This window comes from Erwinia oleae, from assembly GCF_000770305.1.
In the GTDB taxonomy this organism is placed as follows: domain Bacteria; phylum Pseudomonadota; class Gammaproteobacteria; order Enterobacterales; family Enterobacteriaceae; genus Erwinia; species Erwinia oleae.
Genome location: NZ_JNVB01000015.1, coordinates 83,582 through 98,561, shown reverse-complemented (window position 1 = coordinate 98,561; position 14,980 = coordinate 83,582). Strand labels below are relative to the sequence as shown.

The 14,980-nt window shown below is 56.3% G+C and carries 14 protein-coding genes and 1 rRNA gene; 4 read left to right on the top strand and 11 right to left on the bottom strand.

Annotated features, from left to right (window positions below; all coding sequences use genetic code 11):
- Positions 1–165 (bottom strand): 16S ribosomal RNA (locus tag GS12_RS07380); the annotation flags it as partial.
- Positions 166–708: 543 nt separating this feature from the next.
- Between GS12_RS07380 and mdtD the strand changes: the two genes are divergently transcribed.
- Entirely contained in the window at positions 709–2,115 is a 1,407-nt protein-coding gene (gene mdtD / locus GS12_RS07375) for a multidrug transporter subunit MdtD (protein WP_034945418.1), read from the top strand.
- On the opposite strand, the gene rbsR is transcribed toward mdtD, so the two are convergent.
- From rbsR to budA, 9 genes are all read right to left on the bottom strand, one after another.
- The gene (gene rbsR, locus GS12_RS07370; protein ID WP_034918281.1) at positions 2,112–3,113 is read right to left on the bottom strand and encodes a ribose operon transcriptional repressor RbsR; all 1,002 of its coding nucleotides are present in this window, start codon (positions 3,111–3,113) and stop codon (positions 2,112–2,114) included. The two genes, mdtD and rbsR, sit on opposite strands and share 4 nt — an antisense overlap.
- Before the next feature lie 3 nt (positions 3,114–3,116).
- Positions 3,117–4,046 (bottom strand): ribokinase, encoded by a 930-nt coding sequence (gene rbsK, locus GS12_RS07365; RefSeq protein WP_034945417.1) that lies wholly within the window; start codon positions 4,044–4,046, stop codon positions 3,117–3,119.
- Between the two features lie 54 nt (positions 4,047–4,100).
- A complete protein-coding gene (gene rbsB / locus GS12_RS07360; protein WP_407637852.1) occupies positions 4,101–4,982 on the bottom strand; it encodes a ribose ABC transporter substrate-binding protein RbsB in 882 nt (293 codons plus the stop codon).
- Between the two features lie 21 nt (positions 4,983–5,003).
- The gene (rbsC, locus tag GS12_RS07355) at positions 5,004–5,972 is read right to left on the bottom strand and encodes a ribose ABC transporter permease (protein ID WP_034945416.1); all 969 of its coding nucleotides are present in this window, start codon (positions 5,970–5,972) and stop codon (positions 5,004–5,006) included.
- Entirely contained in the window at positions 5,972–7,480 is a 1,509-nt protein-coding gene (gene rbsA, locus GS12_RS07350; RefSeq protein WP_034945415.1) for a ribose ABC transporter ATP-binding protein RbsA, read from the bottom strand. The genes rbsC and rbsA overlap by 1 nt, the downstream gene beginning before the upstream one ends.
- Before the next feature lie 7 nt (positions 7,481–7,487).
- Positions 7,488–7,907 carry a D-ribose pyranase gene (gene rbsD, locus GS12_RS07345; RefSeq protein ID WP_034945414.1) on the bottom strand — a complete coding sequence of 140 codons (420 nt, stop codon included), beginning with the start codon at positions 7,905–7,907 and terminating at the stop codon, positions 7,488–7,490.
- A gap of 194 nt (positions 7,908–8,101) precedes the next feature.
- On the bottom strand, positions 8,102–8,875 hold the full coding sequence (locus GS12_RS07340) for a (S)-acetoin forming diacetyl reductase (RefSeq protein WP_034945413.1): 774 nt from the start codon (positions 8,873–8,875) through the stop codon (positions 8,102–8,104).
- Positions 8,876–8,894: 19 nt separating this feature from the next.
- Positions 8,895–10,574 carry an acetolactate synthase AlsS gene (alsS, locus tag GS12_RS07335; protein ID WP_034945412.1) on the bottom strand — a complete coding sequence of 560 codons (1,680 nt, stop codon included), beginning with the start codon at positions 10,572–10,574 and terminating at the stop codon, positions 8,895–8,897.
- A gap of 17 nt (positions 10,575–10,591) precedes the next feature.
- Positions 10,592–11,374: an acetolactate decarboxylase gene (gene budA, locus GS12_RS07330; protein WP_034945411.1), complete on the bottom strand. Its 783-nt coding sequence runs from the start codon at positions 11,372–11,374 to the stop codon at positions 10,592–10,594.
- 103 nt (positions 11,375–11,477) lie between these two features.
- On the opposite strand from budA, the gene GS12_RS07325 reads away from it, so the two are divergent.
- Positions 11,478–12,371, top strand: a complete 894-nt coding sequence (locus GS12_RS07325) for a LysR family transcriptional regulator (protein WP_034945410.1) — start codon at positions 11,478–11,480, stop codon at positions 12,369–12,371.
- Between the two features lie 17 nt (positions 12,372–12,388).
- Here GS12_RS07325 and GS12_RS07320 read toward each other — a convergent pair whose 3' ends face one another.
- Positions 12,389–12,787 carry a YgiW/YdeI family stress tolerance OB fold protein gene (locus tag GS12_RS07320; protein ID WP_034945409.1) on the bottom strand — a complete coding sequence of 133 codons (399 nt, stop codon included), beginning with the start codon at positions 12,785–12,787 and terminating at the stop codon, positions 12,389–12,391.
- Positions 12,788–12,969: 182 nt separating this feature from the next.
- On the opposite strand from GS12_RS07320, the gene qseB reads away from it, so the two are divergent.
- A complete protein-coding gene (gene qseB, locus GS12_RS07315; protein ID WP_034918254.1) occupies positions 12,970–13,632 on the top strand; it encodes a quorum sensing response regulator transcription factor QseB in 663 nt (220 codons plus the stop codon).
- Positions 13,629–14,966, top strand: coding sequence for a quorum sensing histidine kinase QseC (gene qseC, locus GS12_RS07310; RefSeq protein ID WP_034945408.1), 1,338 nt, complete (start codon positions 13,629–13,631; stop codon positions 14,964–14,966). Before qseB ends, qseC begins: the two co-directional genes overlap by 4 nt.
- Positions 14,967–14,980: the final 14 nt, after the last annotated feature.

Genomic DNA, 14,980 nt, shown 5'->3' with positions numbered 1-14,980 from the left:
CCGTTTCCAGTGGTTATCCCCCTCTACCGGGCAGATCCCCAGACATTACTCACCCGTCCGCCACTCGTCACCCGAGGAGCAAGCTCCTCTGTGCTACCGTTCGACTTGCATGTGTTAGGCCTGCCGCCAGCGTTCAATCTGAGCCATGATCAAACTCTTCAATTAAAGTCTGATTTGCCATCACGTGGATGGCGGCGCTCTGTGAATTAAAACGTCGTAATGAATTACGTGTTCACTCAACAAAGACTTGATAGTTCATCTGCCCGAAGGCTGTGATATCAATCCTGCGAGTGCCCACACAGATTGTCTGATAAATTGTTAAAGAGCAGTGCGAACGCGGCTTAACCGGCGGTTCGCGAGGTGGCGTATATTACGCTTTCCTCTTGCAGAGTCAACCCTGTTTTACAGAATTTTCCCCGACGATTCCTTCTTACAGAATCTCTCAACCCGGCGACCGTTAAGCCGTTGTTCCGTGTCGATGGTGGCGCATTATAGGGACTTCCCTGCGGCAGACAAGCGCAATTTGCAAAAAAATGTCTGACCGTCTTTTTTTTCACCAAAAGGTAAAAAAAGCATCGCTTTTCGCTCATTTTCTATCAGTCTGACGCTATTCCACACTTTTCATCGTCACAGACTCTCTCTTCAGGATGCTATTCTTTCTTCTACTTATTACGGCGCAGCCGCAAAATAATCGAAAAAGGACGCCCAATGATAAAATCCGCGCGCAGTATGGCCGGACTTCCGTGGATCGCCGCCATGGCCTTTTTTATGCAGGCGCTGGATGCCACGATACTGAACACCGCCCTTCCCGCTATTGCCCGGAGCCTGAACCGCTCGCCGCTGGCTATGCAATCTGCCGTTATCAGCTACACCCTAACCGTTGCCATGCTGATCCCGGTGAGCGGCTGGCTGGCGGATCGTTTCGGCACGCGTAAAGTGTTCATTATTGCTGTTTCGCTTTTTACACTGGGTTCGCTGGCCTGCGCGCTGTCGAACTCGCTGACGATGCTGGTCAGCTTCAGGGTGGTGCAGGGCATTGGCGGCGCAATGATGATGCCGGTTGCCAGGCTGGCGCTGTTGAGAGCCTATCCGCGCAGCGAACTGCTGCCCGTGCTGAACTTTGTCACCATGCCCGGCCTGATTGGTCCGGTTCTGGGCCCGATGCTGGGCGGCATTCTGGTCACCTGGGCCACCTGGCACTGGATCTTTCTGATTAATATTCCAATGGGCGTGCTGGGTATTATCTATGCCAGAAAATATATGCCTGATTTCACCACGCCAAAGCGCCGCTTCGACTTAATTGGTTTTATCCTCTTCGGCTTTGGCCTGGTGCTACTCTCCAGCGGCATTGAGCTGTTCGGCGAGAGGATTGTCGCCACCAGCATCGCCGTGGCGGTAACGTTCGGCGGCGTACTGTTGCTGCTTCTTTATATCTTCCACGCGCGCCGCGCTTCCGCCCCGCTTATTCCGCTGCCGATGTTCAGGACGCGTACCTTTTCGGTGGGAATTCTCGGTAATGTCGCGTCGCGCCTTGGAACCGGCTGTGTGCCCTTTCTGATGCCGCTGATGCTTCAGGTCGGTTTTGGCTATTCGGCGCTGCTGGCGGGCTGCATGATGGCACCGACGGCGTTAGGATCGCTGCTTGCCAAGTCGATGGTGACGCAGGTGTTGCGCTGGTTCGGATACCGCAACACGCTGGTGTGGATTAGCGTTATTATCGGCGCGCTGATTGCTTCTTTCGCCTTACAGACGCCGACGATGGGTCTGGCACTGCTGCTGCTGCCGCTTTTCGTTCTTGGCATGGCCATGTCCACACAGTTTACCGCGATGAACACCATTACCCTGGCCGATTTGAATGACGCCAACGCCAGCAGCGGCAACAGCATGCTGGCGGTCACTCAGCAGATCGCCATCGGTTTTGGCGTGGCGGTAAGCGCGGCGGTGCTGCGATTCTATGAAAATTTTGACGGCAGTACCGAGCAGCATTTCCACGCCACCTTCCTGACAATGGGAATATTGACGGTGATCTCAGGCCTGGTGTTCAGGATGCTTAAACCTGGCGACGGTCGCCATCTGATCAGCAATCGGGAAAAACGCAAAAAAAGCGCTGCTTAACGCTGGCTGACCGAGCCACGCTCAATCAGCTCAGGCGTCAGCACCAGCAGTTGCTGGCTGGCGTCAGGGCTGGCCATGCGATGAATAAGGGTATCAATGGCCAGCTCGCCCAGTTCATCTTTAGGTTGATGAATGGTGGTCAGCGGCGGCGACATATAGCGCGCCAGCTCAATATCATCATAGCCAATCACCGCGATATCCTGCGGTACTGACAGTCCCGCCTGATAGAGCGCGTGATAAACCCCTACCGCCATTGCGTCATTGCTGGTAAATACCGCCTCGGGCAGAGGACGACGCGTCAGCAATTCCGTCATGGCATGAAAACCACCCTGGAACTCGAGATCGCCGCTAACGATATAGTCGGATGACACCGGCAGACCGGCGAGTGCCATCGCTTTGCGAAAGCCTTCCAGGCGCAGTCGCGCAGGCGTTTTATCCTGCGGCCCGGCAATGCAGGCAATGCGCCGGTAGCCGCGCGCGATCAGAAACTGCGTTGCCATCTCGCCCCCCAGCAGCGAGTTGTCCTGAATGATGTCGCTGCCGCCATCAAAAGGCGACCAGTCCATCATCACCGAAGGAATCGAAGGATAACGATGGAGAAGAGCAGCGGAGGGAATATGGCTTTCGTTACACATAATCAGCAGACCGTCGACGCGCTTTTGCAGCAGCGTTTCCAGACTGCGATTCATGCGATCCTCATCGCCTTCGGTGTTGCACAATATCAGGCTGTAGCCGCGCTCGTAGCAGCTACGCTCCACGCCGCGCACCACTTCTGAATAGAACGGGTTGCTGCTGGCCGTCAGAAGCATACCGATGGTGCGGGTTTGATTGATTTTCAAACTGCGGGCCAGCGCGGAGGGCGCATAGTTCAGCTCCGCAATGGCGGCGGTGATCTTTTCCCGTACCGCTTCACTGACGAAGCGATTGTTATTAATGACGTGAGAAACGGTGGACGTGGATACGCCCGCGCGTCGTGCAACGTCCTTCATCGTAGCCAAGCGCTACCCCTGTTGTTGTAAAAACTGGTCGATTTCAGTGCGCCACGGCACTGAAGGCTGCGCGCCATGTCGCGTTACCGCGATAGCGGCGGCGGCATGCGCGAAACGTACCGCGTCAATCATCGGCTTCTTTTCCAGCAAAGCGGTAATCAACGCGCCGTTGAAGGTATCGCCCGCCGCGATGGTATCCACCGCCTGAACGTTGAAGCCAGCAATTCGCTGACCGCTGCCATTCTCGCTCAGCCAGACACCGCGGCGGCCAAGCGTAATCAGCACGCTGGCGATACCTTTGTCATGCAAAACCGTCGCCGCGCGGGCTGCGGATTCGTCAGAGTCGATATGCACGCCGGTAAGGATTTCCGCTTCCGTTTCGTTTGGGGTGATCATATCCACCAGCGCCAGCATCTCATCGGAAAGCTTGACGGCCGGTGCCGGGTTGAGGATCACTCGCGTGTTGTGCTGATGCGCGAGCTTCGCGGCGGCGAGTACGCTGTCAAGCGGCGACTCAAGCTGCATCAGCAGCGCGTCAGCATCGGCAATCACCTGCTGATGCTTACCGATACGGGTCGTGGTCAGTGCGGCGTTAGCGCCCGCGTGAATGGCAATACAGTTCTCACCCGCACCGTTAACAAAAATCAGCGCCACGCCGGTGGATTCATCCGCGACTACGTCAACGGACGCGGTATCGATGTGGTCATCAGCAAGCTGGGTGCGAATACGTTGCCCGATATCATCATCGCCCACGCAGGCAATAAAAGCGATGTCTGCGCCGCTACGCCCGGCGGCCACCGCCTGGTTAGCGCCTTTCCCGCCAAATGCCACCTGATACTGCTTCCCGATCACCGTTTCACCTGGCCGCGGAAACTGCGCAAGATTGAGGATATGATCTGCGTTGATGCTGCCAAGCACGGCCAGCCTGCCGGTTTTTTTCATAAAGGCATCGTCCTGAAAAAGGCGCCGCCGTTGAAAGGCGGCGCATGGCGTCTTTTATTTCGTTACCAGCTTCAGATCAACCGGGTTGATCGCCTGAACTTTCTGGCCCTTCAACACTTTATCAGCGGTCTGCACGCCAATAACGCCGATCTGCTCCGGCTGCTGCGCCACGGTAGCAGCCAGTTTGCCGCCCTCAACGGCTTTTACGCCATCGGCGGTGCCGTCAAAACCCACCACCACAACGTCTGATTTACCGGCCGTCTGCAACGCACGCATTGCACCCAACGCCATTTCGTCGTTTTGCGCAAACACCGCCTGCACGTCAGGATGCGCGGTCAGCAGGTTCTGCATCACGTTCAGCCCTTTAGTGCGATCGAAATCCGCTGGCTGGCTGGCAAGAATGTTGAATTTGTGCGCATCAGCGGCGGTTTTGAAGCCTTCGCCGCGCTCGCGTGCGGCAGAGGTGCCCGCAATACCGGCAAGCTCAATGATTTTGGCGTTTTCGCCAACTTTCTTCGCAATAAAATCACCGGCCATTTTACCACCAAAGCGGTTGTCAGAAGCCACATGGCTGACGACGACGCCCTGGGATGCCACGCGGTCAAGGGTGATCACGGGGATTTTAGACTGATTAGCCATTTTCACCGCGTTGCCCACCGCATCGGAATCAGTCGGGTTAATCAGCAGCAGTTTAGTGCCGCGCACGGTCAAATCCTGCACGTTGGCCAACTCTTTCGCCGGGTTGTTTTGCGAATCCAGCACCACCAGGTTGTAGCCCAACTTATCGGCTTCTTTCTGCGCGCCGTCTTTTAATGAAACGAAAAACGGATTGTTGAGGGTGGATACCACCAGCGCGATAGTCTCTTTCGCCATCGCATTAGCGCTCAGCGTGGCGCCGAGCAGAACAGCAAGTGCAGTCAGTTTGGTCATTTTCATCATCAGTTCCTGTAGGGAGAGTTATTTACTGCTTTTGTTATCTACCAGCACCGCCAGCAAAATGACGACAGCTTTGACGATCATTTGGTAGTAAGACGACACGCCGAGCAGGTTCAGCCCGTTGTTCAAAAATCCGAGGATCAGTGCACCAATCAGCGTACCCATTATCCGGCCCTTGCCGCCCGCCAGACTGGTGCCGCCAAGTACCACCGCCGCAATCGCATCCAGTTCATAACCCGTCCCCGCCGTTGGCTGGGCCGAGGAGAGACGCGCCACTTCGATGGTGCTGGCCAGCGCGGCCAGCATGCCGCTGAGGGCGTAAACAACGATCTTGATGCGACTGACGCTGATGCCGGAGAGACGGGTTGCCGCCTCGTTACCGCCCAGCGCATAGATGTAGCGTCCCAGACGGGTGTGATGCAGCATGTACCACGCCAGCAGGAAGACAATCGCCATCAGCCATATCGGCGTCGGGATGCCCAGCGGACGACCGATGCCAAACCAGCCGAGCAGATCGGCGTTGTCGTTAAAGCCGGTATTGATCGGGCTGCCGTCGGTATAAACCATGGTGACGCCGCGCAACAGCAGCATCATTACCAGCGTGGCGATAAACGCCTGCACCTTGCCTTTCGCGATAATGCTGCCGGTTACCGCGCCAATAACGGTGCCGAGCGCCAGCGAAGCCGCAACGGCCACCAGCGCGTTCACCTCCATGCCGACCAGCGACGCGCCTACCGCGCCGGTCAGCGCCAGTAGCGAACCCACCGAGAGATCGATACCTGATGTCAGGATCACCAGCGTCATCCCGACGGCCATAATGGCGTTGACCGAGGTCTGTTGCAGGATATTGAACATATTGTTCACGGTGAAGAAGTTCGGGCTCATGCTGGAAACAATCGCAATCAGCACGATCAGCGCGATCAGCGATTTCTGCTCCAGCAGCCAGGTTTTACTGAATATACGATTGGCCTGAAGAGATTGGGTGTTCATTATATTGCCAGCTCCGCGCTATTTTGCTTACCTACTGCCGCCGCCATCAGCACTTCCTGCGTGGCCTGTTCAATGGAGAAATCGCCGCTCAGGCGGCCTTCATGCATCACCAGTACGCGATCGCTCATGCCGAGTACCTCCGGCATTTCCGAGGAGATCAGGATGATGCTCAGCCCCTCATCTTTAAACTGATTGATTAACTGATAGATTTCTTTCTTCGCGCCCACATCAACGCCGCGCGTTGGTTCATCGAGGATCAGCACTTTCGGCCGCGTCATCAGCCCGCGCGCAATGGCAATTTTCTGCTGGTTACCGCCGGAAAGCAGGCCAACAGGTTGTTCCATTGAGGGCGTTTTTACATTGAAAAGGGTGATGAAATCGCCGACCGCCATCTGCTCTTCCGCATGCTTCAGGCGTCCGCCGCGATGGCTGAAATAGTCCAGCGCGGTGAGCGACATGTTTTCTTTTACCGACATGCCCAGCACCAGCCCGTCGCGCTTGCGATCCTCAGAGATATAAACGATGCCGTTGCGCAGCCCGTCTTCCGGCGTCTGCGTGATGACCTTTTTACCGTCAAGGGTCACGCTGCCGCTGGTACGGGGAAACGCGCCATAAAGCACTTTCATCAGTTCGGTGCGGCCCGCGCCCATCAGCCCGGCCACACCAAGAATTTCGCCTTTACGCAGTGAGAAGCTGACGTTATCGACGCCGGGCCCGCTCAGGTTGTCCACCCGCAGGCGAACGTCGCCCGGCGCTTTATCCAGCCGCGGATACTGCTCTTCCAGCTTGCGCCCGACCATCATCTCAATCAGCGATTCTTCATCGAGGCCGTCTACCGGGCGCTCAGCGATAAACTGGCCGTCACGGAAAATAGTCACGTCGTCGCAAATTTCAAAGATCTCTTTCATGCGGTGAGAGATGTAAACAATGCCGCAGCCCTGCGCCTTCAACTCACGAATAACGCGAAACAGCGACACGGTTTCCGTGTCGGTCAACGCATCCGTCGGTTCATCCATGACGATCACTTTTGACTCATAGCTCAGCACCTTAGCGATTTCGACCATCTGCTGGTCGCCAATCGACAGATCGCCGACCAGCCGGTGACTGTTAAAGCGCAGGTTCAACCGCTTCAGCAACACATCCGCCCCGGCGTACATCTTTTTCCAGTTGATGCAGCCAAAGCCGTTAACGAACTCGCGGCCAAGAAAGATATTTTCCGCAATGCTGAGCTGCGGGATCAGGTTCAGTTCCTGATGGATAATGCCAATGCCTGCTTCCTGCGAGTCTTTCGGCCCGTTGAAAGTGGTTTCGTTACCCAGCCACAACACCGATCCGGCGTCGCGTGGATAGATGCCGGTCATCACCTTCATCATGGTGGATTTGCCCGCGCCGTTTTCACCGACCAGCGCCATCACGCGGCCCGGCCACACGTTCAACGCGGCGCCGGAGAGCGCCTTCACGCCGGGAAAAGATTTATCAATGCCCTTAAGTTGCAATAAAGGTTGCATCGCGACCTCAGAAAGTGACGCCGGCGCAGAGGATGATATTCGCATAGGGAGAGCACTCTCCGCTGCGAATGACCGCCCTGCTGCGCTGCGTTTGCTGTTTAAACTGCTGGTGGCTGACGTACTGAATATTAATGCTGTTTCCCTGGTGCTTTTGCAGCAAATCGAGCAGCGCGAGCAGTTCGCTATGGATCTGTGGATTATGAGAAGGGATCTCTTCCGCAATGATAGCGCTCTCGACCTGCATCTCTTGCGTCACCGCTTTCACCACCTGCATAAAAGTGGGCACGCCCTGCGTTACCGCCAGATCAATGCGCTGCGGGCCGGCCGGAATAGGCAGGCCAGCATCGCCAATCACCAGGCTGTCGGTATGCCCCAGACGGGAGACGAGATAAGAGATTTCAGAATTCAGTAAGGCGCCTTTTTTCATCATTCACTCCAGAGCGAAACGTTTCGCTGACGATGAGTGTAAAAGAGTCGTTTAAGAATTCAACGGGAAAGTTATGGAAATGTGATCGCTATCGAAACGTTTCGCTGCGCTGTTAAAAACCGTCTTGAGGGCGTGTTTCCTGAGTTCACGTTACGCGAAAATGACCGGCGTCAACCGGCCATATGTTAAGAGCTTTAATTGAAGACCATGCCACCATCAATCAGTAATGACTGTCCGGTCATATAATTTGAGTCAGGGCCCGCCAGGAAGGAGACACAGGCGGCAACGTCTTCAGGTTCAGAAAGGCGGCCAAGCGTAATACGTTTAGCAAATTCGGCCGTGCCGTAACCGGCAGGTTGTCCCGCCTGGCGGGATACCTGGCGATCGATCTCATCCCACATAGGCGTTTTAACGATGCCCGGGCAGTAGCCATTAACGGTAATGCCAGCAGATGCCAGATCGCGCGCGGCGGTTTGGGTCAGGCCACGAACGGCAAATTTGCTGGAGCTGTAAACGGCCAGTTCAGGATTACCAACATGTCCGGCCTGGGAGCAGGCGTTAATGATTTTGCCGCCGTGTCCTTCGGCTTTGAAAGCCGCAACCGCCGCCTGAATCCCCCAGATCACGCCTTTAACATTGATGTCGTAAACGCGATCAACGATTTCAGGGGTGATCTCTTCGATAGGCGTGCTCGGTGCCACGCCCGCATTATTGACGATGACATCAAATCCACCCAGCGCTTTCCGCGCCTCTTCAACGGCGGCAAACACCCGATCGCGCTTTGAAACGTCCACCGTTACCGCCACGGCTTTGCCGCCAGCCCGGGTGATTTCGTCGGCAACCTGCCGGGCGGTCTGACTGTTAAAGTCAGCCACCGCTACGGAAAAACCGTCTTTCGCCAGTCGTAACGCAATGGCTTTGCCAATTCCCTGACCGCTGCCGGTAACGAATGCTACTTTGTTTTTCATACCTGCTCCTTAACCATATTTAAAGAATCTGACTCAGATGCAACTGACCCATGAGCATTGGGTTGTCGCTATAATCCACCGGTATCGCGACCACGGCCGGCCCTGGTACATCCATTGCCTTACGCAGCACCGGCTCCAGCGCGTTGGCGCTTTCCACGGCAAAACCCGCGGCGCCAAATGCTTCGGCATAGGCTTTAAAATCTACCGGCCCGAATTTCACCCCGGACACGCGCTGATATTTTTTCTGCTCCTGCATTGCCACCATGTTGTATTCCTCATCCACCCAGATGATGTGCAGAACGTTGGCTTTCAGCCTGACCGCCGTCTCCAGTTCCATACTCGACTGGAGGAAACCGCCGTCGCCCGATACGGATACCACTTTGCGGCTGGGATCCACCAGCCAGGCGCCAATTGCCCACGGCAGCGCCACGCCCATCGTTTGTTGACCGTTAGAGATCATGATCTGGCGGGCGCGAAAACTGTAGAGGTAGCGGGCGATCCAGATATGGAAGCTGCCCATATCTACCGTCAGGGTGACGTCGCTATTGATGATGTCCTGCATTGCCCGCACGATGCGTAACGGGTGCAGAGCAAACTGGTTAAGGTTCTGCCCCTGAAGCGACAGCAACGTCCGCTGTTGCTGGCGATCCTGCAAAATTGAGGCAGCCTGCGCGCTGAGTTGCAACGGTGAAGGGATGCGGGCTGCCAGTTTCTCCAGCGTAGCGGCGATATTCCCTATCAGTTCGGCATCCGGCATATAGTTGTTATCCACATCCGCAGGGAGCACATCAATATGAACCAGGGTCGCGGTTCCGCTATTCCACAGGGTGGGCTCATACTCCACCGGACTGTAGCCGATGGTAACAATCAGATCGGCCTGGCGCAGAAGACGATCCCCCGCCTGGTTATTAAACAGGCCAACCCGACCGGCAAACCGCGAGAAATGCTCCTGCCGCACGGCACCGGCAGCCTGATAGGTACTGGTAACCGGAATATGGCTGCGTTCTAACAGGCGATGGAGCGCTTCGCTGTTTTCCGGCTGGCTGGCCATCAGACCGAGCAATAAAACAGGATTTTTCGCCTGCGCGATTTGTGCGGCCACCGCCTCAATCGCCACATCCGGCGCCGGGCCAGCCAGCATATGCCCTTTGCTGACCAGCATGTTGCCTCGCGCCGGTTGGTCAACAATATCCTGCGGCAGGCTGACAAAGGCGCCGCCGCCACGGCCATATTCAGCGTGACGAAAAGCGTTGGAAAGGATTTCAGAGAGCGCGTTAGCATCCGTGACTTCCACCGCATATTTGGTGACCGGGCGAAACATGGCAACCGTGTCCATGCTCTGATGCACCTGTTTTGCGCTGTCCGCACGCTTCACCGCTCCGCCCAGCGCCACCACCGGATCGCCCTCGCTGGTAGCGGTTGCCATACCGGTAATCAGGTTTGAACAGCCAGGGCCTGAGGTGACCAGCGCCACGCCCGCGTTGCCGGTCAGTCTTCCCACCGCCGCCGCCATAAACGCGGCATTGGCTTCATGACGTACCGGAATGGTCTGGATAGAGGAGTCCACCAGCGAATCGAATACCTTATCGATTTTCGCGCCCGGAATGCCAAAAACCTGCTTCACGCCCTGCGCTTCCAGCTGCGCCACCACTAAATCAGCGCCATGCTGCCAGATCTGAACATCAGTTGGGTTTTTCATTACGACTCCTTAAGACATTAGCTTTCAACGGAACGGATGGCAGCATCCAGATCGTCAGGATTCAAATTTGCCTGCAAAAAATCGCTGTCTTGCGGCAGGTCGATAATCAGTTTGCTGATTTCGCCAAAGGTCAGGACGCCCTGCTCCAGCTGATAGTCAAGCAGGTGTCCGCCGCCCTGGCGATCATCAGTAATAAAGTGTTCGTGATAGCCCGCAACGTTAATGCCCTGCATATATTGCGGCGTGCGGAAACCAATCAGCACACCGTTGCGCTGGTTAAAGTGAAAGACGGGTTGCTGATCCAGCACTTCCGGCATCGAGCGATAAGGGCGGTGCTGGCAGGGAACGGTGCGTGTCTGCGCTGATGAAAAATGGCCGTCAATGCGCAACGCGCAGAACTGATTATCTGAGGTGACCTGGCTGTCGATAACATCATGAATGGCCTGGCGACTGGCGGGCTGGCTGAAAGGATGACGGTACTGCGGCCGGAAAAAAGTCATCACCGCGAACGGCGTTTTTTGATCTTTTCCGGCCTCACGGGCACTGCCGTCGGCACGTAATTGATAGACGCCGTTATCAAACGCAATCAGCTCGCCATCCAGCTGATTGAAGGTGCCCAGGCCAAAGTCGCCTTTTTTCAACAGGTCAGCAACGGTGGTGCTGCCTTCGTAAACGCCGCTCAACAGCGCGCTCATTAACGATGTCTGATAAATTACGTTTTCTGGATGTTTTTGCTGAAGCCCGCTAAGGGTTGTCGCCAGTTGTTGCTCACATAAACAATCAGTTACAGAATGTTTCATGTCAACCTCGCTCTTGAAAAGGTAAGAATAATTAATAGAATGTTGACTCGATTCAGCCGCTGATACCAATATAGAAAAGGCACAACCTTGAGACGTTTTTAATATGGAGCTTCGACACCTGCGCTATTTTGTGGCCGTCGCTGAGACCCACAATTTCACCCGAGCTGCTGAAATGCTTGGGATTTCCCAGCCTCCGCTGAGCCAGCAAATCCTGCGTCTTGAGCGGGAGATCGGCTTACCGTTATTGAAAAGGCTTACCCGTAGCGTTGAGCTGACGCAGGCAGGCGAGGCCTTTTATCAGGATGCCTGCCAGATCCTTGAACTGAGCGGCCACGCGTTAGAGAAGGCGAAGGGCATCGCACGGGGCGTTATCGGCAAACTCTCGCTGGGCTTTGCCAGTTCGGTAACGTTTCATGCGTCGGTATATAGCTTGCTGCGGGGCTTTCAGGCCAGGTATCCGCAGATGGCGATGGATACCCGTGAACAAAATATGGCTGCGCTGATGCATGATCTGCATGAAGGGGTGCTGGATGCGGCGTTTATTCGCTTGCCCTGTGAGAGCAGCAATGCCTGTAATCTGAAGGTGATTGCCAGTGAGAAAATGGTGGCTGTGCTGCCGCCGGGACATGCGCTGGCCGGGAAATCAAGCGTATCGCTGGAGCAATTGAGGAACGAGACGCTGATTCTCTTTCCTCAGGAGGTGTCGCCCAGCCTGTATGAACTGATCGTCAGCGCCTGCCTGCGAGCAGGGTTTCAGCCGCATGCCGGGCAGCAGGCGCCACAGATCGCGCCAGCTATTGGCATGGTGGCGAACGGGTTTGGTTTTACCATTGTGCCGGAATCGCTGAACTGTATCCGCCATCCTGGCGTGACGTTTCATCGCATTAATGACGTCACGTTACACAGTGATATCGCGCTGGCATGGCGCAGGTTGGACCGCTCACCGGCGATATTGCATCTGGTTGCCTTGCTGGACGGTGACAGGCAGGAGACATGATCCCCTGCCTGTACCGATTAGCCCTGAATCTTCTTAATGTGTTTCACATCCAGCTCAAGCGAGTTGAAATCCTTGTCCAGCTTGCCCTGTAATTCGACTTTATCGCCGGGCGAAACGGTTTGTCCTTCCCAGCGCTTATCGTCGATCTCCACCGTCATCGTGCCGGTGGCGTCACGGAAAAGATACTCCTCATCGCCCACGCGCTTTTCAAGATTGCCACGCATCGTCACCCAGTCGTCGTCTTTCAGATCCTGCGCCTGTTTGATCGTTGCCTGCGTGCCGTTCGGGCCGCTGAAGCCTCCCTTTTGCACAGCGGCGGCGGGCGCGTTCGGATCGACAAATCCACCGCTGTGTGCGGCAAGAACCGGTGTGGAAACCAGGGTAGCGATAGCCAATAAAGCAGCATGTTTTTTCATCGTTTTACCTCAATGCGTTCGGCGGCGTTTACCGCATTTTCGTTGCGTTCGATGCTGATTACACCACAGGGTTCTTAACAGGATCTTAAGGCAAAACTATTTCGCGAAACGTAGCGAAAAGCCGTGAAATGTCAGCCTTCACAGGGTAAAACAGCCCGAGGAAATGAGATGAGGACAGGGCAATGCGTATCTTAGTCATTGAAGACGATCGGCTGATTGGCGACGGCATTCGCGCCGGTCTGGGAAAAATGGGCTTCAGCGTGGACTGGTTCACCGACGGCAAAACCGGCCAGGCGGCGTTGAGCAGCGCGCCTTATGACGCCGTGGTGTTAGATCTCACGCTGCCGGGCGTTGACGGCCTGGCTATCCTGCGCGCGTGGCGTCAGCAAAAGGAAGACGTGCCGGTGCTGATCCTCACGGCCAGAGACGCGCTGGCGCAGAGAATCGCGGGCCTGGATACGGGCGCGGACGACTACCTGTGTAAACCGTTTGCGCTCAGCGAAGTGGCCGCGCGGCTTCAGGCGCTGATCCGCCGCCGCCACGGTCAGCTTCAGCCAACCCTCACTCACGGCCCGGTAACAATGGAAACCCGTTCGCACACGGTGACGCTCGACGGCGAACCCCTGACGCTGAAGGCGCGCGAGTTGGCCCTGCTGGAGCTGTTTCTGATGAGCGCGGGCCGCGTGCTGACGCGTGCGCAGCTTGAAGAGAAACTTTACGGCTGGGACGATGACGTCTCCAGCAACGCGGTTGAGGTGCATATTCATCATCTGCGTAAAAAGCTTGGCAGCACCTTTATCCGCACCATTCATGGCGTGGGCTACACGCTGGGAGACGTCGGATGAGCCTGCGCCTGCGCCTGATGGCCGGTTTTATCGTGCTGACGCTGATCTGCTGGGGCGCGGCCGGCGTCGGTGCCTGGTGGCAGACGCGCGATAAAATCAATGAGCTGTTCGATACGCAGCAGATGCTGTTTGCGAAACGGCTGGCGACCCTCAATCCGGAGCAGCTAAGCCGCGATCCGCTTACGTTGCCGAAAACGAAAAAACTGCTTCGCCATCATCGCGGCGATCAGGAAGATGATGCGTTGGCGTTCGCGGTTTTCACCAAAGCGGGTGAAATGGTGATGAACGACGGCGATAACGGCAAAGACTTTCTTTTTCATTACAGCCGCAACGGCTTTATTGACGGCAAACTCAAAGGCGACAACGATTTATGGCGCATGGTCTGGCTGACCACACCGGACAATCGCTACGTGGTGGTGGTTGGCCAGGAGTGGGAGTATCGCGATGATATGACCCGCGACATCGTGCAAACTAACCTGCTGCCATGGCTGATCGCCCTGCCGCTGATGCTGCTGCTGCTACTGTGGTTGGTCACCCGCGAGCTGGCCCCGCTGAAACGCATCGCCCGCCAACTTCGCACACGCGCCGCTGATGATGCTTCACCGCTGATCGAACAGCGTATTCCGCAGGAGGTGCGTCCGCTGCTGGAAGAGCTGAACGCGCTGTTTGCCCGCACCGGCGACATGCTCAACCGCGAACGGCGCTTCACCTCGGATGCCGCGCATGAACTGAGAAGCCCGCTGGCCGCGCTGAAGGTGCAGGCCGAAGTGGCGCAGCTGGCGGAAAATGATGACGCGATGCGCCGCCATGCGCTGAGCAATCTGGACGTCGGGATCGATCGCGCCACCCGGCTGGTGGATCAGCTGTTAACGCTCTCACGGCTGGAGAGCGAAAGCGAGCTGGACACGCAACGCGTTGATCTTACTGCATTGCTACAGCAGTCGATTGTCGATCACTACGCGCAGGCACAGGAAAAAAACGTGGAGATTTCGCTGCACGCGCCGCCAACAGCGGTTTTGCGCCAGGGCGAACCGCTGTTGCTGACGTTAATGATACGAAACCTGCTGAATAACGCCATTCGCTACACTCCACCGGGCAGTCTGGTCAGCGTGACGCTGAAACAGAACGCCATTGAGGTGCGTGATAATGGCGCAGGCGTCAGTGATGAGGCGATGGCCCGCATCGGCGAGCGGTTTTATCGTCCGCCCGGTCAGGAACTTTCCGGCAGCGGCCTGGGGCTGTCGATTGTCGGCCGCATCGCGCAGCTGCACGGCATGCGCGTCAGCTTTGACAATGCGCCGACGGGCGGCTTTGTTGTCACGCTCAGCGGGTAAAAAGGCCTTTCGGC